Annotated in this window: 20 protein-coding genes and 1 tRNA gene; 9 read left to right on the forward strand and 12 right to left on the reverse strand. The window is 71.0% G+C overall.

Annotated elements, in window-relative coordinates; translation table 11 throughout:
• Positions 1-191 precede the first annotated feature (191 nt).
• Positions 192-266 (reverse strand) — tRNA-Val (locus tag ACGFYY_RS25525).
• Positions 267-371: 105 nt separating this feature from the next.
• Between ACGFYY_RS25525 and ACGFYY_RS25530 the strand changes: the two genes are divergently transcribed.
• The 3 genes from ACGFYY_RS25530 to ACGFYY_RS25540 all read left to right on the forward strand — a co-directional run bounded on the left by ACGFYY_RS25530 (position 372) and on the right by ACGFYY_RS25540 (position 2,862).
• Positions 372-1,616 carry a hypothetical protein gene (locus ACGFYY_RS25530; RefSeq protein WP_365269966.1) on the forward strand — a complete coding sequence of 415 codons (1,245 nt, stop codon included), beginning with the start codon at positions 372-374 and terminating at the stop codon, positions 1,614-1,616.
• 247 nt (positions 1,617-1,863) lie between these two features.
• A complete protein-coding gene (locus ACGFYY_RS25535) occupies positions 1,864-2,586 on the forward strand; it encodes a DUF4383 domain-containing protein (protein ID WP_393712727.1) in 723 nt (240 codons plus the stop codon).
• Between the two features lie 51 nt (positions 2,587-2,637).
• Positions 2,638-2,862, forward strand: a complete 225-nt coding sequence (locus tag ACGFYY_RS25540; RefSeq protein WP_393712729.1) for a zinc ribbon domain-containing protein — start codon at positions 2,638-2,640, stop codon at positions 2,860-2,862.
• Between the two features lie 93 nt (positions 2,863-2,955).
• Here ACGFYY_RS25540 and ACGFYY_RS25545 read toward each other — a convergent pair whose 3' ends face one another.
• The 4 genes from ACGFYY_RS25545 to ACGFYY_RS25560 form a co-directional block, all read right to left on the reverse strand.
• A complete protein-coding gene (locus ACGFYY_RS25545) occupies positions 2,956-3,615 on the reverse strand; it encodes an O-methyltransferase (protein ID WP_365269962.1) in 660 nt (219 codons plus the stop codon).
• A complete protein-coding gene (locus ACGFYY_RS25550; protein WP_393712731.1) occupies positions 3,612-4,442 on the reverse strand; it encodes an HAD family hydrolase in 831 nt (276 codons plus the stop codon). Before ACGFYY_RS25550 ends, ACGFYY_RS25545 begins: the two co-directional genes overlap by 4 nt.
• Positions 4,439-6,970 (reverse strand): phosphoribosyltransferase, encoded by a 2,532-nt coding sequence (locus ACGFYY_RS25555; RefSeq protein ID WP_393712733.1) that lies wholly within the window; start codon positions 6,968-6,970, stop codon positions 4,439-4,441. The genes ACGFYY_RS25550 and ACGFYY_RS25555 overlap by 4 nt, the downstream gene beginning before the upstream one ends.
• Positions 6,971-7,071: 101 nt before the next feature.
• Positions 7,072-8,238, reverse strand: a complete 1,167-nt coding sequence (locus ACGFYY_RS25560) for an HpcH/HpaI aldolase/citrate lyase family protein (protein ID WP_393712735.1) — start codon at positions 8,236-8,238, stop codon at positions 7,072-7,074.
• 194 nt (positions 8,239-8,432) lie between these two features.
• Here ACGFYY_RS25560 and ACGFYY_RS25565 point away from each other — a divergent pair, with 194 nt between their 5' ends.
• Entirely contained in the window at positions 8,433-9,221 is a 789-nt protein-coding gene (locus ACGFYY_RS25565; RefSeq protein WP_393712737.1) for a TerD family protein, read from the forward strand.
• Positions 9,222-9,356: 135 nt separating this feature from the next.
• Here the strand turns inward: ACGFYY_RS25565 and ACGFYY_RS25570 are convergent, their stop codons facing one another.
• The 6 genes from ACGFYY_RS25570 to ACGFYY_RS25595 all read right to left on the reverse strand — a co-directional run bounded on the left by ACGFYY_RS25570 (position 9,357) and on the right by ACGFYY_RS25595 (position 13,949).
• A complete protein-coding gene (locus ACGFYY_RS25570) occupies positions 9,357-10,097 on the reverse strand; it encodes a Tellurium resistance (RefSeq protein ID WP_365269947.1) in 741 nt (246 codons plus the stop codon).
• 123 nt (positions 10,098-10,220) lie between these two features.
• Positions 10,221-11,336, reverse strand: coding sequence for a DUF475 domain-containing protein (locus tag ACGFYY_RS25575; RefSeq protein WP_365269944.1), 1,116 nt, complete (start codon positions 11,334-11,336; stop codon positions 10,221-10,223).
• A 25-nt stretch (positions 11,337-11,361) separates the two neighbouring features.
• Positions 11,362-11,937, reverse strand: coding sequence for a TerD family protein (locus ACGFYY_RS25580; protein ID WP_365269941.1), 576 nt, complete (start codon positions 11,935-11,937; stop codon positions 11,362-11,364).
• A gap of 233 nt (positions 11,938-12,170) precedes the next feature.
• A complete protein-coding gene (locus tag ACGFYY_RS25585) occupies positions 12,171-12,746 on the reverse strand; it encodes a TerD family protein (RefSeq protein WP_030715382.1) in 576 nt (191 codons plus the stop codon).
• A gap of 166 nt (positions 12,747-12,912) precedes the next feature.
• Complete coding sequence (locus tag ACGFYY_RS25590; protein ID WP_365269938.1) at positions 12,913-13,371, reverse strand: peroxiredoxin; 459 nt, start codon at positions 13,369-13,371, stop codon at positions 12,913-12,915.
• Positions 13,372-13,523: 152 nt separating this feature from the next.
• Positions 13,524-13,949 (reverse strand): DUF3052 domain-containing protein, encoded by a 426-nt coding sequence (locus ACGFYY_RS25595; protein WP_030715388.1) that lies wholly within the window; start codon positions 13,947-13,949, stop codon positions 13,524-13,526.
• A 465-nt stretch (positions 13,950-14,414) separates the two neighbouring features.
• Between ACGFYY_RS25595 and aceE the strand changes: the two genes are divergently transcribed.
• The gene (gene aceE, locus ACGFYY_RS25600) at positions 14,415-17,147 is read left to right on the forward strand and encodes a pyruvate dehydrogenase (acetyl-transferring), homodimeric type (RefSeq protein WP_393712742.1); all 2,733 of its coding nucleotides are present in this window, start codon (positions 14,415-14,417) and stop codon (positions 17,145-17,147) included.
• Between the two features lie 80 nt (positions 17,148-17,227).
• The gene (locus tag ACGFYY_RS25605) at positions 17,228-18,022 is read left to right on the forward strand and encodes a potassium channel family protein (protein ID WP_365278936.1); all 795 of its coding nucleotides are present in this window, start codon (positions 17,228-17,230) and stop codon (positions 18,020-18,022) included.
• On the opposite strand, the gene ACGFYY_RS25610 is transcribed toward ACGFYY_RS25605, so the two are convergent.
• Complete coding sequence (locus ACGFYY_RS25610; RefSeq protein WP_393712744.1) at positions 18,003-18,404, reverse strand: peptidase inhibitor family I36 protein; 402 nt, start codon at positions 18,402-18,404, stop codon at positions 18,003-18,005. The two genes, ACGFYY_RS25605 and ACGFYY_RS25610, sit on opposite strands and share 20 nt — an antisense overlap.
• Positions 18,405-18,790: 386 nt before the next feature.
• On the opposite strand from ACGFYY_RS25610, the gene ACGFYY_RS25615 reads away from it, so the two are divergent.
• The 3 genes from ACGFYY_RS25615 (at position 18,791) to ACGFYY_RS25625 (ending at position 21,752) form a co-directional block, all read left to right on the forward strand.
• Positions 18,791-19,453, forward strand: a complete 663-nt coding sequence (locus tag ACGFYY_RS25615; protein WP_393712872.1) for a TetR/AcrR family transcriptional regulator — start codon at positions 18,791-18,793, stop codon at positions 19,451-19,453.
• 220 nt (positions 19,454-19,673) lie between these two features.
• Positions 19,674-20,825, forward strand: coding sequence for an alpha/beta hydrolase (locus ACGFYY_RS25620; protein WP_393712874.1), 1,152 nt, complete (start codon positions 19,674-19,676; stop codon positions 20,823-20,825).
• A 66-nt stretch (positions 20,826-20,891) separates the two neighbouring features.
• Entirely contained in the window at positions 20,892-21,752 is an 861-nt protein-coding gene (locus ACGFYY_RS25625; protein ID WP_393712746.1) for a DUF4429 domain-containing protein, read from the forward strand.
• Positions 21,753-21,757 lie beyond the last annotated feature (5 nt).

Genomic DNA, 21,757 nt, shown 5'->3' on the forward strand with positions numbered 1-21,757 from the left:
CCTACCCGCCCGTGATCGCCGAGCCCTCCCCAACACACCGACCCCGCACACCCCGCCCAGGCCATGCCCCTGTCGCGGTCCCGCCCCACGCTGACCGTTGTGTCTTCCTCGCTGTCGCCCTCGCCGTCGCCGTTGATGTCAGATGCAGACGCAAAAGGCCCCCCGCCATGATCGGCGGGGGGCCTTCGTGCTGGTGGGCGCGGACGGTTTCGAACCGCCGACATCTGCTTTGTAAGAGCAGCGCTCTACCCCTGAGCTACGCACCCGTGGATGAGTGGACAGCCTACATGGCGGGCGCACCCCCCACGCAAACCCGTTCGCGTGGGAGAGAATGGACCGGGGCATGGCGGACGCGGTACGGGAGAGGGATTGTGACGACGGCATCCCGGCGGTGGTTCGGTGGGCGGGACGAGAGTCGGCGGGCGGACGCGCAGGCGGCGAAGGATGCCGCCGCGGCGGCGTTCTACGAGCTGGACACGGCGCAGCGGGATCTGCGGATCTCCATCGAGACGATCGCCGCGGCGGACGGGTCGCCCGCCGCGCGGCAGGCGACCGAGGGGTTCGCCGCGCTGGGGCGGCGGATCGACGAGGTCAGTCACGTCTACATCGAGGCGGTCGACGCGCACGACCTGGACCGGGCGGAGTTGGAGGCCTCGGTCGCCACGCGCGCGCGGGAGCAGCTGACCCGGGCCCGGGAGGAGCTGGTGCGGGTCCAAGGGGAGCTGGAGCGGTTCGCGCAGGGGCTGCAACCGCTGTTGGACAAGGCCGAGACGCAGCTCGCGCGGGTGGCGCCGGCCCGGGAGCGGGCCAGGGCCGCGCTGCTCGGGGCGAGCGACGCGCTGGACGCCGTACGGGCCAAGGGGATACGGGCCGATGACCTGGCGGCGCGGTTGGCGGCGCTCGGTCCGGAGCTGACCAAGCTGAACCAGGGCGCGGCCCAGCACGGCGTGCAGGAGACGGTGCAGCGCGCCGACCGGATCCTGCGGGACGCGGAGGCCGTACGGGCCGAGGCGGCGCGGCTGCCCGAGCGGGCGGCGGAGATCGACCGGCGGCTGGTGAGTCTGCGGACGCGGGCGCAGGCGTTGCGCAACCGGGCGGACCGGGTGGATCCGGTGCTCAGTGAGTTGCGGCGGCGGTTCAGCGCGGCCTGTTGGCAGGATCTGCAGCACGTGCCGGACGAGGCGGTACGGGACGTGGCGCGGGCCGAGGAGCAGTTGCGGGAGGCGGGGCAGGCCCGGGACGAGCAGCGCTGGGCCGACGTCGGGGCGCTGATCGAGGCGGTCCGGGGCTCGCTGGACGCGACGGACGAGGCGGTGTCGGCGGCTCAGGACCGGCTGACGCGGCTGGAGGCGGTGGCGCGGGATCCGCAGGCGGAGGTGGACCGGACCCGTTTCGCGATCCGGGATGCGCAGCGGCTGGCGATGGCAGGGCGCAGTGTGCCGGATCCGCAGCACGCGCGGCCGTTGGACGATGCGGTGGCGCGGGTCGCCCGGGCGCTCTCGGCGCTGGAGGCGCGGCATCCGGACTACTGGGCGTTCCTGCTCGAGATGGCGGACGTACGGGCTTCCGTGAACCGGGTGGTGACCGGGATCCGGGCCGAGCGCGGGCACAGCTGATCCCATCCGTCCGATCCGATCCGGTCCGGTCCGGTCCGGTCCGGTCCAGCCTTGTTCGGTCCCGGTCCGGTCTGATCCGGCCCTGTCCGATCCCGGCCCTGTCCGATCCCGGCCCTGTCCGGTCCGGTCTGGTCCGGTCTCCTCCCGGCCGCCGCGTTCCGACGCGGGCCCGGCGGGCATCCGGTTGTTTCCGGGCGGCCGGCGGCGGATGCTGGGAGGTGCCGGGAACGGAGCAGAGGAGGGCACCATGGCTGCCCACACCTATAAGAAGCCTCCTGAGACCCATGAGCCCTATGTGGCTCATGCGGCGTACGGGTGCACGGAACCGCACGAGCACTACGCGCCCTACATCGCCCACGAGCCCGATCCCGACGCGCCCGCACCACCCCGCCTGGCGGACACCGTCTCCCGGCGCATGGAACGGGTCCTGCATCCCGTCAACGCGCAGCTCGACGATCATCTGCCCACCGACCACAAGCTCGGCAAGGTGTACCGGGTCGGGGCGGGGCTGACGGGCCTGCTCCTGGTCGTGTTCGGGATCCTGGGGCTGGTCAACCGGATCGGATTCTTCGACACCGGCGGGGACACGGTGCTGGCCCTGAACACCAACGGGGCGCTGAGCGTCCTGTCGATCTGCATCGGCGCGCTGCTGATCTGCGGGATGGTGGTGGGCGGGACCTTCGCCTCGACCCTGAACATCGTGCTGGGCGTGCTCTTCATCGCGAGCGGGTTCGTGAACCTCGCGCTGCTGGACACGGAGCTGAACTTCCTGGCCTTCAAGATCCAGAACGTGCTGTTCAGCTTTGTCGTCGGCGTGATGCTGATGTGGTTCGGGATGTACGGGCGGGTGGGCAGCGCCCTGCCGCACGACAATCCGTACTGGCGGGCCCGCCACCCCGAGCAGGCGGCCCGGGAGGACCGGGCACGCCGGGCCGGGATGGCCGGGTCGGGACGGACGAGAGTCGCTTAGCGCGCGGCGGTTGCGTAGCGCCCTGCGCCCGGGCGCCCTTAGCCTGTGCGCATGCCTCGATACGATTACCGCTGCCGGACCTGCGACGACACCTTTGAGGTCAGCCGGCCCATGGCCGAGTCCTCCGCGCCCGCCGACTGCCCGGCGGGGCACTCCGACACCGTGAAGCTGCTGTCCGCCGTCGCCGTCGGCGGGACGAGCAGTGCCCCCGCGCCCGCGATGGGCGGCGGGGGCGGCGGGGGCGGCGGCTGCTGCGGGGGCGGCGGCTGCGGCTGATCCCGGGGCCACCGGACACCCGCCGGGCCGCCCCGGCCGCCCGGCGGACCAGGCAGCCCCGGCGGGCCAGGCAGCCCCGGCCCGCCGGTCCGGTCAGCGCTTGCGCGACAGGGTCAGGCCGTCCGAGATGGCGAGCAGGACGGATTCCATGCGCGGGTCCGCCGACACGTGGTCGTTGAAGGCGCGGACGCCTGCCGCCGCGCCGGTGGCCGACTCGTCGAGGACCGTGCCGTGGTACAGCGTGTTGTCGGTGACGATCAGGCCGCCCGGACGCAGCCGCGGCACGAGCTCCTCCCAGTAGGAGATCTGGCTCTGCTTGTCCGCGTCCACGTAGGCCATGTCGATGTGCGGCTCGGTCGGCATGGCGCGGAGGGTCTCCAGCGCCGGTGCGATGCGCAGCTCGATGCGGTCCGCGACGCCCGCCTCCTCCCAGGCCTGCCGGCCGTACCGGGTCCACTCCTCGGAGACGTCGCAGGCGATGAGGCGGCCGTCGGCGGGCAGTGCCTGGGCCATCGACAGGGCCGAGAAGCCGGTGAAGGTGCCGACCTCCACGATGTGGCGGGCGCCGGTCAGCCGCACCAGGAACGCCAGCAGCGGCCCCTGCTCCTCCGCCGACTGCATTCCGGCCACGTCCGGGAACTTCGTGTACGTCGTCGCCACCAGCCCCCGCTGGACCTGGTCCAGCGGGGGGTTGTGGTCGAGCATGTACCGGTAGAGCTCGTCTGTGATCTTGGTGCTGTTGCCCTTGGTCATGCGTCCAGTCTGCCCAGTCGGGCCGCCTCCTGGATGAATGCGCGCACGATTTCCTCGCCCGCCAGGACGCCTGCCGTGGCCAGCGCGGTCACCGACGGCGCCGTCCAGGCCGCGTCGGCCAGTTCGCCGTGCCCCGGGCGCCAGCCGGCGTCCGCCGCCAGCAGGAGGTCCGCGTCCAGCAGCGAGTCGCCGGCCGCGAGGGTGGTGGTGGCTCCGGTACGGCGGGCGACCTCACGCATCGCCGCGCTCTTGGTCAGCGGGCGCGGGACCGCGTAGATCTTGCGGCCCTGGAGGGAGACCGTCCAGCCGCGGGCCTCGGCCCACGCCGTCAGGGACTTGAGCCATTCGTCGGGGACCAGGTCGCGCTCCACGACCAGGTAGGCGAAGAGGTCCTCCGCGAGGCGCGCCTTGCGCAGCCACGCCGGGTCGGCCACGGCCAGCAGGTGCTGGTGCACCTCCTCCAGGGGGGCGCACTCCTCCGCCAGGCGCGCCGCGACCTGCCGCCGCCAGTCCCGGTCCGGTACGCCGTCGACGAGCAGCTGACCGCCGTTGGCGCAGATGGCGTACGGGGCCGGGCGGCCGGGGAAGCGGATGCGCTGGTACTGCTTGCGGGTCCGGGTGGTGGTGGGGACGAAGACCACCGAAGGATCGGCCGTCAGCTCCGCCAGCAGTCCCGCCGCCGTCTCCGTCATGTAGGACAGCGGCTTGCTCTCGTGGACCTCGACGCACAGCAGCCGGGGGGCCACCGGGTCGGGCATGGTCAGGCCGAGGGCGGCCGCCGAGTAGATGAGCGTACGGTCGAGATCACTGGCTACGAGGACAGTCACTTCGAGGCCACAGCCTTTCCGTCGGCGCCGGTGGCGCCGCGCGTGTATCGGGGGTGGATGAGTCCTACGCACGTGTAGGGCAGCCCGTCGACCTCTTCCACCGGGACGCCGCGCTGCTCGGCGAGCAGGCGTACGTGGTCCAGGTCGGCCCCGGCGCCGCGCTGCGCCAGGATCTTCCACGGGACCCGGCGCAGCAGGACCCGGGTGGTCTCGCCGACGCCGGGCTTGACGAGGTTCACGTCGTGGATGCCGTACTCCTCGCTGATCCGCTCGACGGCCGCCCAGCCCTCCCAGGTGGGGGTGCGGTCGGCCGCGAGGAGCTCCTTGACCTCCTCGTCGACGGCGTCGGCCACCTCGTCGAAGTGGGCGGCGACCGTGTCGACGAAGGCGACGGAGACGTCGGCTCCGGCGAGCTCGCGGTAGAACTTCGCGCCGTGGAAGTCGTCGGGACCGACCAGGTCGGACCTCAGAACCGTACGCGAGATGAGACCGGAGACGGTGGAATTGAGACAGGCGGACGGGATCAGGAAGTCCTCGCGGGTGCCGTAGGTGGGCACGCAGGAGCCGGGGTCGGCGAGGACGACGATCTCCGGGTCGAAGCCCTCGAACTCGGCGAGGGCTTCGCGCAGCTCACGGGTGATGGCGCCCTTGCCCGTCCAGCCGTCGACGAAGACGACGTCGGCCGGGTCGTGGTGGGCGGCCAGCCAGCGCAGGGCGTTGGCGTCGATGCCGCGGCCGCGCACGATGGAGACGGCGTAGTGCGGCAGGTCCAGGCCGTGGCGGGCGCGGGCCCAGCGGCGCATCAGGACGCCCACCGGGGTGCCGGCGCGGGCCAGGGAGACCAGGACCGGGGACGGGGAGCGTTCGGCCAGGACCGTCTCGGTGACCGTGCCGACGGCCCGGGCGACGCGGACGGCGGAGGCGGCCAGCGCGCTGCCGTACAGCTCCTGGTACCGGGGGGAGGGCTGGTACTCGACGGGCAGGGACTCGGCGTAATGCGCCCCGCCCGCCTGTATCGCCTCCTCGCGCTCCTCCGTCGGCGCCTCCAGCTCGACGTCGGAGAAGTCCTGGAGCAGCCAGCCGACGTCCTCGGGGGCGTACGAGGAGAAGGCGGGGCCGCGCAGGGGCTCGCGCAGGGTCGACTCGGTCAGCAGGGTCGGCTCGGTCGGCTCGGTCATGATCGGCTTCGGCTCCCGCCGGTCGGGTGTGTAGGACGGGACGACGGCCAGGACGACGTGGCCGGTGTGCGGGGCGAGGGCCGCCAGCAGTCCGGAGTGCAGCTCGGGGGTGTCCCCCACCGAGTCCACGACGGCGACCACGGCGTCGAAACCGGCGCCGTCCGTCGCGCGGACGTTGTAGGCGTAGCGGTCGCCGGGACCGTCGGCCGGGGCGTCGTGGGCCGGGAAGACCAGCCGGGTGCGGATGGCGTAGCCGGGGTCGTCGACGGCGAGGACGGGCGAGCGGGTGGTGGTGGAGAAGCGGACCTCGCGGGCCGCCCCCGCCTCCTCCAGGGCCTTCGCGAGGCGCAGCGGCGCGTACATCAGCTCCTCGTTGCCGAGTACGAGGACCCGTCCGGGTGCGGTGCCGAGCGCGGCGGCGAGTTGGCCGGCCAGCGCGGGGAGAGCGGCCTCCAGCGCCGTGCGGTGGGCGGGGGTGAAGCCGTGGCGGCCGCCGTCGGGGACCTCCGAGGGCCAGTTCAGGTCGACGCGCGTGATCGGCCGCGGGGTGTCCGCCGGGTCGGCTCCGGCCGGGACCCCGCTCCCCGAACTCCGGAGGGGCTGATCCTGGCCGGCCTTCTCGTACTCCTCGACCAGCGCCTGCCCCTTGGCCAGGACGCCGTCCGGGAGGGAGACGGTGCCCGAGGCGAGGGCGATCAGGTCCACGCGCGCGCCCAGCTCGGCGGCGAACGCGGTGAGCCGATCGCGGTCGGCGGCCGAGCGCATGTCGACGAGGGCGACGACGACGTAGTGCGAGCGCGGGTGCCGGGCGTGCAAGTCGCGGATGGTGTTCAGGACCGTGTTGCCGGTGGAGAACTCGTCGTCGACGAGGACCAGGGGTCCGTCGCCGGCGAGCAGCCGTGGGTCCTCGGGCAGCAGCAGGTGCGAGGTGGCGTGCGAGTGCGCCTCCTCGAAGCCACCGGCCTGCTCCACGCCGGCCACGGGGCGGCGGGTGGAGTGCAGGTAGGGGGCCGGCCCGAGGCCGTCGGCGACGCAGTGACCGAGGCCGGTGGCGGTCTCGGCGTAGCCGAGGACCACGGCAGCGGCGGCGCCGTCCTCCCCGAGCAGCGCCCGGACGCGTTCGCCGAGCCCGAAGCCCGCCCCGTACACGACCTCCGGGGACTGCGGGACGTGCTTGCCGAGGACCTGCGAGACCAACAGGTGGGCGCGCTTGGGATTGCGCCGCAGGGCCAGTCCGAGCAGCTCCGTCAGCCGCGGACCGTCACCGGAGCCGTCCAGGCGTACGCCCAGCCGGTCCGCGACCCAGGTACCCGACCACACCGCTTCGATCGTCTTGCCTTTCCTCGTCATCGTCATTGTCCGTGCCGGTGCCCGCGTCCGCGCGGGCGTATCGGCGGGCGTACCCGTGGGCACGCCGGAGGGCGTGCGGGCGGGCGTGCGGGCGGGCGTGCTCACACCTGGAGCCCGGCCGTGAGGAGGTCGACGAAGCCGACCTCCTCCTTCGCCACACCGAAGACCTCGGCGCGCAGCATGGTGCGCTCCGCCCAGGCCCGGTGGGGCTTCACCTCGTTCATCTTGTTCGTGTAGGCGCTGCGCATCACTCCGCCGCCGCCGCGCTCGGGTCGCAGGATGTCCTGCGCGTCGCAGAACTCCTCGTGCGAGACCACCGACAGCGCGTGCACGGGCGTGACGTGCGCGGGGTGGATGCAGGTCTTGCCGAGCAGCCCGTTGGCGCGGTCCAGCTCGATCTCGCGGAGCAGTCCGTCCAGGTCGTGCTCGATCAGGGCGGTACGCAGTTCCTCCACGCCCTCCTCCAGGAAGGGGCTGCGGCGCAGCTGGGGCTTGAAGAGGCGCTGCTGGCTGCGGAAGTACTCCCAGACGGGCCCGGTCACCGTGAAGCCGGTGCCGTCGGCGCGGCTGAGGACGTTGACGACGTCCGCGATGACGCCCGCCACGATCTGGACGTCGTAGGCGGTCATGTCGGGGGTGCGCCGCAGGCCGTAGGCCGAGCAGAAGTCGGTCACGCCGAGCCGCAGCGCCAGAACGCGCTCCCGGTGGCTGTTGACCGTGCGGGAGATGCCGGCCAGGGCCTCGACGCGGGTTTCGAGGTGGAGGAGGTCCGGGGTCTCCAGGACGGGCATGGCATACAGACGGGGCAGTCCGCAGGCCGCCTCCGCCGCGGCGACGGCTTCGAGGAAGGCGATCCCGCGGTTCTCGTCGAACTTGGGGAGTACGAATCCGGCCAGCAGCCGTACCGCGCCGCCGAGCCGGCGCACCAGGTCGGGTATCTGCTCGGGCGTGCGGACGCGGATGAAGAGCAGCGGCAGCTCCGCTTCGTCGGCGTCGAGCTCGGAGAAGTGCCGGACGAGGTTCTCCTCGGCTCCGGCGACATCGCCGTCGCTGATGGAATCCTCCAGGCAGAGGACCATCGAGACGACCCCGCGGCCGGCCTGCTTACGAATGTCGGCCGCGAGCGTGGGCCGGGTGGCCGGGCTGTAGAGCGTGGCTCCCAGCGCCGCCGCGAGAACGCGGGAAGGCGAGGCTCCGGTGAATTCCGCCGGTTCCTGGTGGAAGAGGTCCTTACGGACGGTGGGCGTTATGTGCCCAAAGTGACGCATGTGCTTCCCCCGTACTGCCTCGGCGGCCCAACTGGCATGGCCGGTAATAGTACGTACGAACGTGAGTCAAGAGTTCCTCAAGCACATGAAGTTCAGGTAACCCTCTTGCACCATGCCCAGGTCTCGCGTTCGAGACAAGGCCCTACGGGGGGCCGCATTGTCCCTGTCCACCCCGGGAGGGCAGGATGACGTGCATGACGCACGCGATGCAGAAGGGCTCGAACATCCCGGTGGCCGCCGTGGCGGTCCGGGCGGTGCTGCGCTGGACCGGCGGCCCCGAGGTACCGGACGTGGACGCCTCGGCGCTGCTCGTCGGCCCGGACGGCCGGGTGCGTTCGGACGAGGACTTCGTCTTCTACAACCAGCCCCGGCATCCTTCCGGGGCCGTCTGGCGACTCGGCAAGAAGCAGATCGGTGACGCGATCACCGACGCCGTCCAGGCGGATCTGCGCACGGTGACGCCGACGGTGGACCGGATCCTGGTGGTCGCCTCCGCCGAGGACGTCCCGTTCCGCCGGGTCGGCGACCTGCGGATCCTCCTCTACGACGCCACCCCGACCGGCGGCTCGGAGCCGCTGGCCTACTTCGACGTACGGCCCGAGACCGGCGCCGAGACGGCGCTGATCTGCGGGGAGCTGTACCGGCGGGGCGAGGGGTGGAAGTTCCGGGCGCTCGGCGAGGGCTACTCCGACGGACTGGTGGGACTGGCGACCGACCACGGGATCTCGGTCGACGAGAACGCCGTCGAGCCGGACGCGAGCCCCGCAGGCGGCGTCGGCGCGGGCTCCGGCGACGGCTCCGGCGCAGGTGCCGGGCCCGCCTCCGAGCAGACGGCGATGATGGCCCCGCCCACGCAGGCCCCGCCGCCCGTCCAGCCCGCCTACGGGTACCCGCAGCCGGTGTCCCCGGCCCCGGTGCCGGGTCCGGGCGGCGATCCGTCCTTCCGGCTGCCGGTGCAGGGCCCTCAGTTCATCCGCCGCTGAGGTCGCCGAGGTCGCTGTGGCCTCCGAGGCCGCCGAGGCCGCCGAGCCCTTCGAGGCCGCCGAGGCCGCCGAGCCCTTCGAGGCCGCTCACGCCGCCGAAGGCCCCGCGGGCGCTCCCGCGTCCCGGGGCCCCGGTCAGCTCTTGGCGCTCTTGTAGCCCCGCCCCCACTGGAGCCCCCAGCCGTACAGCCGGTCCAGCTCGGCCTGGAACCCGTACACGAACTTCACCTCGCGCCGCACCACGAGCTCGCCCTTGACCTTCTCCATGGAGACGACCGCGCAGGACCGGGCCTGCGGGTGCCGCTCGTCCAGCGGGATCTCGATCCGCGGCCCCGTGACGGGGTAGAGGGTCACCATCGCGTGCGTCCGGTCGAAGGCCGGGGTCTGGTCGTAGATGTAGACGAAGACCAGCAGCCGCTTGATCTCGTCGGCGTGGTCGAGGTTGACGTAGAGGGTCTCCCCCGACGCCGAGCCGAACCGGTCGTCCCCGCTGAGCTTCACGTACGGCGGGTCGTTGAGGTCGCCCAGCAGGTTCCCCAGCGGCTGCACGGCGCCGCGGGTGCCGTCCGTCAGCTCGTACAAGCAGCCCATGTCGAGGTCGACGTTGACCATGCCCTGGGTGTGCGCCTGCACCATGTCCGGCTTGAACAGCTTGAACGGGTGCCGGAAGAGCTGGCCGCTCTGCCCGGAGCGGCCGCCGATGTCCGAGGTGCGCATGCGCCACGACAGGTTGACGCGCAGATTGCCGTGGACGGCTCCCTGTTTGGTGAGCGACACGGTCGACTGTCGCTTGGTCAGCTCGATCGCGTTCGACGAGGCACTGCCCGACTGGAACTGCACGGCCCGGCTGCCCATGATGCCGTCGAAGAATCCCATCCCCTACCCCCTGGTCCCCTGATCCCCTGAAACGCCCTGAGCCTACGGAAGCGGGGCGGCCCGCCGGGTCCGTGGACCCGGTGGACCGCCCCGCAGATGGAGCGTTCCGCATTACCGCCGCGGTCATGCCTCGGCGGTGGAACCCTCCAGTTCCAGGCGCTTGTTGCGGCGCACGGAGGACCAGAAGGACCATCCGATGAGCAACACGCCGACGAGACCGGTGATGATCTCGTTGATCTCGTACTGGATGGTGACGAGCAGGATGACGGCGAGCGCGCCGATGGCGTAGTGCGCGCCGTGCTCCAGGTACACGTAGTCGTCGAGGGTGCCCTGGCGGACCAGGTAGACCGTCAGCGAACGGACGTACATGGCACCGATGCCGAGGCCGAGGGCCATGAGCACGATGTCGTTGGTGATGGCGAAGGCGCCGATGACTCCGTCGAAGGAGAAGGAGGCGTCGAGGACCTCGAGGTAGAGGAACATGAAGAAGGCGGCCTTGCCGGCCATGGCGACGGCCGTGACGGGCTTGCCGGTCTTCTTGGCCTCTTCCTCGGCCTCGTGCTCGGCCTCCTCCTCTTCCTCCAGCTTGTTCTCGAAGTAGCCGGAGAGCCCGCCGACGATCATGTAGGTGATCAGGCCGAGGACACCGGAGATCAGGACGGTCTGCGCCTTGTCCACGTGGACGCCACCGTGCTGGTGGGCGTTGGCCCCGACGGTCATCGAGGCGATGACCAGGACGATCAGCGCGATGCAGGCGGACAGCATGTCGACCTTGCCGAGCTTGGCGAGCGGGCGCTCCAGCCAGGCGAGCCACTTGATGTCACGGTCCTCGAAGATGAAGTCGAGGAAGATCATCAAGAGGAACATGCCACCGAAGGCGGCGATGGACGGGTGGGCGTCCGTCACCAGCTGCTCGTACATCTCCTTGTCGGAGAGGGCGAGGTCCACGGCCTCGATGGGCCCGATCTTGGCGCTGATCGCGACGATCACAACGGGGAAGACCAGTCGCATACCGAAGACCGCGATGAGTACGCCGATGGTGAGGAAGATCTTCTGCCAGAAGGCATTCATCTTCTTCAGGATCCCGGCGTTGACCACCGCGTTGTCGAAAGACAGCGAGATCTCGAGGACCGACAGGATCGCCACGATTCCGAAGGCCTGCCACCCCCCGTAGAACACCGCTGCGACCAGACCGAGCGCAGTGATTGCGAACGACCAGCCGAAGGTTTTGAGAACCACTGGCACCCCATCGTCTTGTACGGCTTTACGAAACGTTGACCCCGAAGTCTAGAGCGATGCCTCGGAGCCCCGACGCGTACCCCTGCCCCACCGCACGGAACTTCCACTCACCCCCGTACCGGTAGACCTCACCGAAGATCATCGCGGTTTCGCTGGACGCGTCCTCGGACAGGTCGTAGCGGGCCAGTTCCTGACCGTCGGCCTGGTTCACCACGCGGATGAAGGCGTTGCTGACCTGGCCAAAGCTCTGCCGCCGAGTGTCCGCGTCGTGGATCGAGACCGGAAAGACGATCTTGTCCACGGCCGCCGGGACCTTGGTGAGGTCGATGATGATCGACTCGTCGTCGCCTTCACCCTCGCCGGTGAGGTTGTCCCCTGTGTGTTCGACGGAGCCGTCGGGGCTCTTCAGGTTGTTGTAGAAGACGAAGTACTCGTCCCCCAGCACTCGGCCGCTGTTGCACAGCAGCGCGCTGGCGTCGAGGTCGAAGTCGGCTCCCGTGGTCGAGCGCGCGTCCCATCCGAGACCGATCAGAACCCTGGTGAGGTTCGGTGCGGCCTTGGAGAGGGAGACATTGCCCCCCTTGGCGAGTGTGACGCCCATGATGTGGTCCTCCCCGGACGACGGTGTGGCGGTCTGGCGATGTGCCGGTGTGGCGGGTCCTGCTGGTGGTGCGGTGCTGCGGGTGCGGTCCTGCTGGTGGTGCCGTGTGGCGGGTGCGGTCCTGCCGCGTGGCGGTGGTGCGGTGTCGCGCCCCGCGGTGGTGTTCGCGGGTAAAGCCGGTCCGGCGCCGTACACACAGTGCACGGCGCCGGACGGACGGACTGCTCTCGGACTCAGACGTTGACGCCGAAGTCCTGCGCGATGCCGCGCAGGCCCGATGCGTAACCCTGACCGATGGCGCGGAACTTCCACTCCGCACCGTTGCGGTACAGCTCGCCGAAGACCATGGCGGTCTCGGTCGAGGCGTCCTCGGAGAGGTCGTAGCGGGCGAGCTCGCTGTTGTCGGCCTGGTTCACCACGCGGATGTACGCGTTACGGACCTGGCCGAAGCTCTGCTGGCGGCTCTCGGCCTCGTAGATCGAGACCGGGAAGACGATCTTGGCGACGTCGGCGGGGACGCCGGCCAGGTTGACCTTGATCGCCTCGTCGTCGCCCTCGCCCTCACCGGTGGTGTTGTCACCGGTGTGCTCGACCGAGCCGTCGGGGCTCTTCAGGTTGTTGAAGAAGACGAAGTTCGCGTCGCTGGTGACCTTGCCCTGGTCGCTGGTCAGGATCGCGCTGGCGTCGAGGTCGAAGTCGACACCGGTGGTGGTGCGAGCGTCCCAGCCCAGACCGACGATGACCGCCGTCAGGTTAGGCGCGGCCTTGGTCAGCGAGACGTTGCCGCCCTTGCTGAGGCTGACTCCCACGGGTCCTCCATTGGGTTCTGTGTGTGGGGCGGTGCCCCGTCGTGCAGGGGGCCCTCCCGGTCGTGACCGGGGGAGCTACCGGATCAACGTTTCGATCCTAGTGACGGGTTCCCGCCTGTAAGCGGTTTTCGCAGGGAAAATGCGTGTAAGGCCCACGCCGGCGCGCTCAGAGGCTGTCGAGTGCCTTGATGTACTCGTTCAGGTCACGCGCGTCGGGCAGTCCGTTGACGACAGTCCAGCGCACGATGCCGTCCTTGTCGATGATGAAGGTGCCGCGGACCGCACATCCCTTGTCCTCGTCGAAGACGCCGTAAGCGCGCGAGGTCTCCCCGTGGGGCCAGAAATCGGACAGCAGCGGGTACTCCAGACCCTCCTGCTCCCCGAAGACCCGCAGGGTGGGGACGGAGTCGTTGGAGACGGCGAGGAGCTGCACGTCCTCGTTCTGGAAGCGCGGGAGCCGGTCGCGCAGCTCGCACAGCTCGCCGGTGCAGACGCCGGTGAAGGCGAACGGGTAGAAGAGCAGCACCACTGCCTTCTCGCCCCGGAAGTCGGAGAGCCGCACGGTCCGGCCGTGGTTGTCCTTGAGCTCGAAGTCCGGGGCCTTGTCGCCGACCTCGATCGCCATCTCTCGCATCCCTTCGTTCCCGCATCCCCGCGTTGGGCTGTTCGGGTGGTCCCACCTTATGGGTCCGGCTCCGGGCCGGGAACGCACACGCCCCGCCGACCGGGATGACCCGGTGCGGCGGGGCGTGTGTCCGCATCGCTGCGGGGCTCGGCTCAGCGCTTGGCCTTGGCCGCCTTGGGCGTCACCAGCTTGGTGGAGGTCCACTCCTTGCCGACGGGCAGGCCCTTGGCGAGGGAGAGGCCGGCCGTCTCGGCGGCCTCGCTGATGTCGCTGGCCTCGACGTAGCCGTCACGGCCCGTCTTCGGGGTCAGCAGCAGGATCAGTGCGCCGTCCTCGACCAGCTCGGTCGCGTCGACCAGGGCGTCCGTCAGATCGCCGTCCTCGTCGCGGAACCACAACAGCACCGCGTCGGCGACGTCGTCGTAGTCCTCGTCGGCGAGCTCGCTGACGACCTTCTCGACGCTGTCACGGAATTCCTGATCGACGTCGTCGTCGTAGCCGATCTCCTGGACCACCTGTTCGGACTGGAAACCCAGCCGGGCGGCCAGGCTCTCCGCGTGGTCCGCGGTCGCGCTCACGGGGTGCCTCCTGCTCATGTTCGGTGAATGTCTTCGGCGGCGCGCGTACGCGCAGCATTGGGCGTAGTCCACACGGGCGCGGCGGATCGCGCAAGTACCCGGCCGTCGAGACCGTCGAAACGGTGACGATTACGGCCGTCTCGCCGCAACTTTCAGCCTTCCCGTGTGCACCTCTCGTGATTCATCCCACACCATTCCAGCTCATTCGGCATCATCGTCGACGCTTGGGTCTTTCCTACCTGTTTGAGGGACGAACACCCTTGCGAAGTCGGTGCCCGTATTGAGCGTAAGGTGCGGTTCGGCCGGACTCGCGACGGATCCCCGCCGATCCCACTCTCCGGGTTCCCTGCGGTTTCCAGGGATTACCCGGGGGTAAAGATGAAGATTTCGGCCCAGCGTAAGAGCATGGGAGGCGGCGCCCCAGGCATGCCTCCCGTACGACTCACCCGACAGCGAAGGAACAGCGTGGCTTCCGCATCCGATCGCAATCCGATCATCATTGGTGGCCTGCCGAGTCAGGTCCCGGACTTCGATCCGGAGGAGACGCAGGAGTGGCTCGACTCCCTCGACGCCGCAGTCGACGAGCGGGGCCGTGAACGCGCCCGCTACCTGATGCTGCGGTTGATCGAGCGGGCCCGCGAGAAGCGCGTGGCCGTGCCGGAGATGCGCAGCACGGACTACGTCAACACGATCGCCACCCGGGACGAGCCGTTCTTCCCCGGCAACGAGGAGATCGAGCGCAAGGTCCTCAACGCCACCCGTTGGAACGCGGCCGTCATGGTGTCGCGCGCCCAGCGTCCCGGGATCGGCGTCGGTGGCCACATCGCCACGTTCGCCTCCTCCGCCTCCCTCTACGACGTGGGCTTCAACCACTTCTTCCGGGGCAAGGACGAGGGCGACGGCGGCGACCAGATCTTCTTCCAGGGGCACGCGTCCCCCGGTATCTACGCCCGCGCGTACCTGCTGGACCGGCTCACCGAGCAGCAGCTCGACTCCTTCCGGCAGGAGAAGTCGAAGGCCCCGTACGGCCTCTCCAGCTACCCGCACCCGCGGCTGATGCCGGACTTCTGGGAGTTCCCGACCGTCTCGATGGGCCTCGGTCCGCTGGGTGCGATCTACCAGGCGCGGATGAACCGGTACATGGAGGCGCGCGGTATCGCGGACACCTCCAAGTCCCACGTTTGGGCGTATCTCGGCGACGGCGAGATGGACGAGCCGGAGTCGCTGGGCCAGCTGTCGATCGCCGCCCGTGAGGGTCTGGACAACCTGACCTTCGTGGTCAACTGCAACCTGCAGCGCCTGGACGGCCCGGTACGCGGCAACGGCAAGATCATCCAGGAGCTGGAGTCGATCTTCCGCGGTGCCGGCTGGAACGTCATCAAGCTGATCTGGGACCGTTCCTGGGACCCGCTGCTGGCGCAGGACCGCGACGGCATCCTCGTCAACAAGATGAACTCCACGCCCGACGGGCAGTTCCAGACGTACGCCACCGAGTCGGGCGGCTACATCCGTGAGCACTTCTTCGGCGGCGACCAGCGGCTGCGGGCGATGGTCGAGAACATGTCCGACCAGCAGATCCAGCACCTGGGCCGCGGCGGTCACGACCACAAGAAGGTCTACGCGGCCTACGCGGCGGCCAAGGCCCACAAGGGCCAGCCGACGGTGATCCTGGCCCAGACGGTGAAGGGCTGGACGCTCGGCCCGAACTTCGAGGGCCGCAACGCGACGCACCAGATGAAGAAGCTGACGGTCGACGACCTCAAGCGCTTCCGCGACCGCCTGCACATCCCGATCACGGACGCGCAGCTGGAGGGCGGGGCCCCGCCGTACTACCACCCGGGCCCGAGCTCCCCCGAGATCCAGTACATGCACGACCAGCGCAGCGCGCTGGGCGGGTACGTGCCGACCCGCGTGGTGCGCGCGAAGCCGCTGCAGCTGCCGGACGACAAGACGTACGCGGCCGCCAGGAAGGGCTCCGGGCAGCAGTCGATCGCCACGACCATGGCCTTCGTCCGCATCCTGAAGGACCTGATGCGGGACAAGGAGATCGGCAAGCGCTTCGTGCTGATCGCGCCCGACGAGTACCGCACCTTCGGTATGGACGCCTTCTTCCCGAGCGCCAAGATCTACAACCCGCTGGGCCAGCAGTACGAGGCGGTCGACCGCGACCTGCTGCTCGCGTACAAGGAGTCCCCGACGGGCCAGATGCTGCACGACGGCATCTCGGAGGCGGGCTGCACGGCCTCGCTGATCGCCGCGGGTTCGGCGTACGCGACGCACGGCGAGCCGCTGATCCCGGTCTACGTCTTCTACTCGATGTTCGGTTTCCAGCGCACGGGTGACCAGTTCTGGCAGATGGCCGACCAGCTCGCGCGCGGTTTCGTGCTCGGCGCGACCGCCGGGCGGACCACCCTCACGGGTGAGGGCCTCCAGCACGCCGACGGTCACTCCCAGCTGCTGGCCTCGACGAACCCGGGGTGCGTGGCGTACGACCCGGCCTACGGCTACGAGATCGCGCACATCGTCAAGGACGGTCTGCGGCGGATGTACGGCCCGGAGGCGGAGGACGTCTTCTACTACCTGACCGTCTACAACGAGCCGATCCAGCACCCGGCCGAGCCGGCGGACGTCGACGTGGACGGCATCCTGCACGGCATCCACCGGGTGTCGCAGGGCACCGAGGGCACCATCGGGGCGCAGCTGATGGCCTCGGGCGTGGCGGTGCCGTGGGCGCTGGAGGCGCAGCGGATCCTGGCGGCCGACTGGGGCGTCCGGGCGGACGTCTGGTCGGCGACCTCCTGGAACGAGCTGCGCCGCGAGGCGGTGGAGGTCGAGGAGCACAACCTGCTCCACCCGGAGGAGGAGCAGCGCGTCCCGTACGTGACGCGGAAGCTGTCGGGTGCGGAGGGGCCGTTCGTGGCGGTCTCGGACTGGATGCGGGCGGTTCCGGACCAGATCTCCCGGTGGGTGCCGGGCGCGTACACCTCGCTGGGCGCGGACGGCTTCGGTTTCGCGGACACGCGGGGCGCCGCGCGGCGCTTCTTCCACATCGACGCCCAGTCGGTGGTCCTGGCGACGCTCACCGAGCTGGCCCGGGCGGGGAAGGTGGACCGCTCGGTGCTGAAGCAGGCGGTCGACCGGTACCAGCTGCTGGACGTGGCGGCGGCGGATCCGGGCGCGGCGGGCGGCGACGCGTAGGGCCTACGGCGGGTTCGGTGAGCGGGTCCCGGCTTCGGCCGGGGCCCGCTCCCCTTTACGGGTTCCTTACGATGCTGGGCATGAAGGAACCCTCCCGCCAGCTGCTGTGGGAGCGGCGGAGCCAGACCCCGCTGCTCCTGCTCGCCGTGGCGTTCGCCGTGGCGTACGCCGTGCCCATCGTCGCCCCCGACGCGCGTGCGGAGGTGCACCGGGCGTGCACCTACGTCGAATGGGTGGTGTGGGGGGCCTTCGCGGTCGACTACCTGGTCCGGCTGGTCCTGGCGGCGGACCGTCGGCACTTCGTCCGGACCCACTGGCTGGACCTGGCGGCGGTGGTGCTGCCGCTCGTACAGCCGCTGCGCCTGCTGCGGCTGGTCGCCACCCTGATGCTGGTGGGCCGGCGGGCCCGGATGGCTCCGCAGATCCAGCTGACGACGTACGTGGCCGGGGCCGTGGTGGGGCTGCTGATGTTCGGCTCGCTGGCGGTGCTCAGCGTGGAGCGGGACGCCCCCGACGGGAACATCAAGAACCTGGGCGACGCCGTGTGGTGGTCCTTCACCACGATGACGACGGTCGGGTACGGGGACCACTCGCCCACCACGGGCCTCGGCCGGGTCCTGGCCGTGGGTCTGATGCTGTCCGGGATCGCCCTGCTCGGTGTGGTGACGGCCAACATCGCCGCGTGGTTCATCTCCCGCTTCGAGCGCGACGACCGGGCGGACATGCTCCAGCTGGCGGCCATCCGGGAACTGCGGGACGAGGTACGGGCGCTGCGCGGCGAGGTCGCCCGGCTGGGCGGCACGACGGCCGAGGTGGCCGTGGCCGACCCGCCGAACGCCCCGGCTCAGCGGGAGGTCACCTCTCCCACACCTTGAACGCCCGCACCTGGTAGGGCGACTGGGGCAGCCAGACCCCGTCGCCCGGGTAGGTCTGGAACTCGCCGGTCTCCGCGCATTCGGCCGACTGGTAGGTGGTCACCGGGCGCCCGGTGCGGTTGGTGAGGGATTGGGCGCTGGTCCCGGCGGGCAGCGCGGTGCAGCTGTTGATGTCCAGGTTGCTGAGCTCGTGCGTCTGCCGTGCCCCCTTGAACTCCGGTTTCGCCCACAGGCACAGCTGCCCGGTCGCGCAGGCCCCGAGCGTCGGCGGGCCCGCGGCGTGCGCCGTGCCGGCCGTGCTCGGGATGAGGGCGGTGAGGGCCAGGACGGTCGCGGCGAGGGTGGTCGTGGTGGTGGTGCGGGTGCTTCGACACGTACGCATGACGGGTCAACTCCTTGTGGACGGCGGGCGCCCGGACCGTTTCCGGAGCTCCGCCGAGACCACGCTGACCTGCGTGGACAGGCGGGCGGAAGGGGACCGGGTCGGGTCCACCCGGATAGGCGACAGCCCGGGCGGAACCTTCCGACAAGGCCTTCGTGGGTACGGAGTTGACTCGTCCGGAAGGCGTCTTCGTCGGGTTCGCGGCCGTACCGGCCGGGGGCGGTCCGGCCGGACGGGACCCGAACGTGTCATGCGCGAGCGTTCCGGCGGGCACCCCGAGGGCCCTCGAAGAAGGGCCTCGCAAACGGCTCAACGTGACGGTCGCCACCCCGCCGGTCACCGGTACGCTGACCGCCCACTCGGCGTCAGAAGGGAGCCCCGCGGTGATGATCGACGAGCGGTCGGTGACGACCGCGCCGGTGACCGGACTACGTGAACGCAAAAAACGGCGTACCCGGAACGCTCTGCTGCGTGCCGCCCTCCTGCTGTTCCTCGCCCAGGGGTACGAGCGCACCACCGTGGACGAGATCACCGACGCCGTGCACGTGTCCCAGCGCACCTTCTTCCGGTACTTCGCCAACAAGGAGGAGGTCGTCTTCGCCCTCCAGGAGCTGGTCGAGTCCCGGTTCGTCGCCGAACTGCGCGCCCGGCCGGCCGCCGAGGGCCCCTTCGAGGCCCTACGGGGTGCGGCGCTGGCGGCCTGGGACACCGTCGAGGTGGCCCTGTCCGAGGTGGTCCCGGTCGATCTCTACATGCGCAGTTACCGGCTGATCGAGTCCACCCCGGCGCTGCTCGCCGTGCACCTGCGGCGCTCCACGGAACTGGAGGAACGGGTCTCCCGGCTGATCGGCGTCCGGGAGGGCCTGGACGTGGACGTCGATCCGAGGCCTCGGGTGGCCGTGGCCGCGTTCTGTGGCGTGATGCGTGTCACAGGGCGGCTCTGGGGGCGGGGCGAGGACACCAGTGTGGAGTCGATCCGACGGCTGACGGAGACGTACCTCGACCGGATCGGCCCGGCGTTGAACTCCAGTTGGCGGGGTTCCGCGTAGCCCGACGCGTCCGCTCCGTCCTCGCCGTCGGCGCGTCGGCGGGTCGCCCGCTCGGGCCTCACGGGGTCCCACGGTCGGCCGTGAGTCCGGTCACCCGGCACGTCCGGGGCGTAAGACGTCTCATAGGCTGGTCACAGTGAACGTGCCCGGCCTTGCCCACCCCACCGCCCTCGGCGCCGACCCGCGCCCTGCCGCCTTGCGTGCCCTGCTCGCGCTGGCGGTGGTCTTCATCATGCTGGCGACCACCGGCTGGACGGCCGTTCACCGGCCGGAGGAGGGCACCCCGATGCGGGTCGCCGCCCTCGGCGCCTGGGCCAAGGCCCGGGTCGACGGCCGTCCGGTGCCGCCCGCCGACGCGCCCGCCCGGACGGTGGCCCGCTTCTTCGCCGGCCTCGACGGTGTCGAGCGCGCCCGGCTCGCCGACGGTTACCCGCTCGTCGTGGGCAACCTCGACGGGGCCCCCGCGGCGGTCCGCTACCGGGCCAACCTGGAGGGCCTGGAGCAGGCGCGCCGGGTCGAGGAGGCCCGTAGCCAGGACGTCTCGTTGACGCCGGCCGACCGGTCGACGGCCACCCGGCGTTCCCACCGCTTCGCCTCGCTGGCCGAGCCCGGCCGGCAGATCCTCGCCTTCGACCCGACGGGCGACGGCCGTGTGGCCGAGGTCTTCGGTGACCTCTCCGGCGCCGAGCGGGTCTCGGTGATCGTCCCGGGTGTCGACACCGACGTCCTCACCTTCGAGCGCACCCAGCGCCGTCTGACCTCCCCGGTCGGCATGGCCGAGTCGCTGTACGAGGCCCAGCGCGCGGCCGAGCCGGACCGTCGGACGGCGGTCATCGCCTGGGCCGGTTACACCGCGCCCACCGGGGTCGGGGTCGACGCCGCCACGGGCCGGATGGCCGTCGACGGCGCCGTCCTGCTGAAGGCCCTGACCGCGGCCCTGCCCGGGAACGCGAGCGTGGCGCTGTTCTGCCACAGCTACGGATCGGTGGTCTGCGGGGTCGCGGCGCACGAACTGCCGCGCCGGGTGACCGACGTGGTGGTGGCGGGCAGCCCCGGGATGCGCGCGGAGAACGTCGCCGGGCTGCACACCTCGGCGCGGGTCTGGGCGACGCGCGACGAGGGCGACTGGATCGCGGACGTTCCGCACCTGGAGGTCGGCGGGCTCGGTCACGGCGCCGATCCGGTGTCCCCGGCGTTCGGCGCGCGGCTGCTGTCCTCGGCCCGGGCCAAGAGCCACACCGGTTATTTCGCGCCAGGTACGGACTCGATGGACAACTTCGCCAAGATCGGAACCGGCGCGTTCGGTTCCGTTGTCTGTGCGACCGGGAACGATGCGTGCCGACGCGGGATTTCCGGGACAGAGCAGGACTGACGCGCGTAGAGGCGTGGAAATCGGCTCCCGCAACCGGGGGGACGCGCGGGGGCGCCGCCGTTTACGATGTGCCGCATGGGTGACGTACTGGCCGGAAATCATGCCGTCTGGGAGTTCGAATCGGACTCGGTGCTCATCCGCTTCGCACGGGGGATCAGAACGCCGAGGCTGCCAAGACTCTGGCATGCGCTGGGCTCTCGCCGGATCCCCCTCGAAGCGGTGTCCGCCGTGGAGATGACCGTGACCGGCGGCAAGCGGGACACGGTGGTCCTGCATGCCCTGCCGCGGCCGGGCGCGGACCCGCTGATGGAGGCCGCCGCCGGGCAGCTCAAGGAGGCCTGCGACCCGTACCGGCTGGTGCTGCCCGCCGACAAGGCGCCGGCCGCCGCCGCGTTCGCCGACGCGCTGCGGTCCCGGCTCGGGCCGGATGCCGCCGAGCCGTCCGAACGCTTCCTCGTCGACGTACCGCAGCCGCCGCTGCGCCTGAAGGCGTACGACGCCCGGGTGGGCTTCGACGGCTCGGCGATCACCTTCAACTGGTCCCGTACGGGTGCCTCCAGCGCCAAGTGGAAGGCGGGCGACCAGCAATTCCCGCTGGCCGCCCTCACCGGCGTCGAATGGTCCTCCCCGGAGGGCCCCGGCGGGCACCTTCGGCTGCTGCTGCGGGACACCACCGGTGACCCCCGCCCGGACCACGACCTGGCGGCGGCCGTCTTCGGCACGGGCTACGGGGCGGTGCACGAGTCGCTGCCGTTCGCCGCGGCCGTGCTCGCCGCCCTGCGCGCCCGTACCCCGGTGGCCGCCGTGCCGCGGGCCCGCTCCGGCGACGACCGGCTGCGGCACCTGAGCGAGCTGCACACGGCGGGGCTGCTCACGGACGCGGAGTACGCGGCGCTGCGGGACCGGTTCGCCGCCGAGTCGCTCTGAGCGGG

The organism is Streptomyces sp. NPDC048331, assembly GCF_043201215.1.
In the GTDB taxonomy this organism is placed as follows: domain Bacteria; phylum Actinomycetota; class Actinomycetes; order Streptomycetales; family Streptomycetaceae; genus Streptomyces.

Bases quoted from the DNA above. Each gene is read 5' to 3' on its own strand.
- ACGFYY_RS25535 (WP_393712727.1), top strand. From the start codon at position 1,864: ATGGCTGCCCACACCTATAAGAAGCCTCCTGAGACCCATGAGCCCTAT.
- ACGFYY_RS25540 (WP_393712729.1), top strand. From the start codon at position 2,638: ATGCCTCGATACGATTACCGCTGCCGGACCTGCGACGACACCTTTGAG.
- ACGFYY_RS25545 (WP_365269962.1), bottom strand. From the start codon at position 3,615: ATGACCAAGGGCAACAGCACCAAGATCACAGACGAGCTCTACCGGTAC.
- ACGFYY_RS25555 (WP_393712733.1), bottom strand. From the start codon at position 6,970: ATGACGAGGAAAGGCAAGACGATCGAAGCGGTGTGGTCGGGTACCTGG.
- ACGFYY_RS25560 (WP_393712735.1), bottom strand. From the start codon at position 8,238: ATGCGTCACTTTGGGCACATAACGCCCACCGTCCGTAAGGACCTCTTC.
- ACGFYY_RS25565 (WP_393712737.1), top strand. From the start codon at position 8,433: ATGACGCACGCGATGCAGAAGGGCTCGAACATCCCGGTGGCCGCCGTG.
- ACGFYY_RS25570 (WP_365269947.1), bottom strand. From the start codon at position 10,097: ATGGGATTCTTCGACGGCATCATGGGCAGCCGGGCCGTGCAGTTCCAG.
- ACGFYY_RS25580 (WP_365269941.1), bottom strand. From the start codon at position 11,937: ATGGGCGTCACACTCGCCAAGGGGGGCAATGTCTCCCTCTCCAAGGCC.
- ACGFYY_RS25590 (WP_365269938.1), bottom strand. From the start codon at position 13,371: ATGGCGATCGAGGTCGGCGACAAGGCCCCGGACTTCGAGCTCAAGGAC.
- ACGFYY_RS25605 (WP_365278936.1), top strand. From the start codon at position 17,228: ATGAAGGAACCCTCCCGCCAGCTGCTGTGGGAGCGGCGGAGCCAGACC.
- ACGFYY_RS25610 (WP_393712744.1), bottom strand. From the start codon at position 18,404: ATGCGTACGTGTCGAAGCACCCGCACCACCACCACGACCACCCTCGCC.
- ACGFYY_RS25615 (WP_393712872.1), top strand. From the start codon at position 18,791: ATGATCGACGAGCGGTCGGTGACGACCGCGCCGGTGACCGGACTACGT.
- ACGFYY_RS25625 (WP_393712746.1), top strand. From the start codon at position 20,892: ATGTGCCGCATGGGTGACGTACTGGCCGGAAATCATGCCGTCTGGGAG.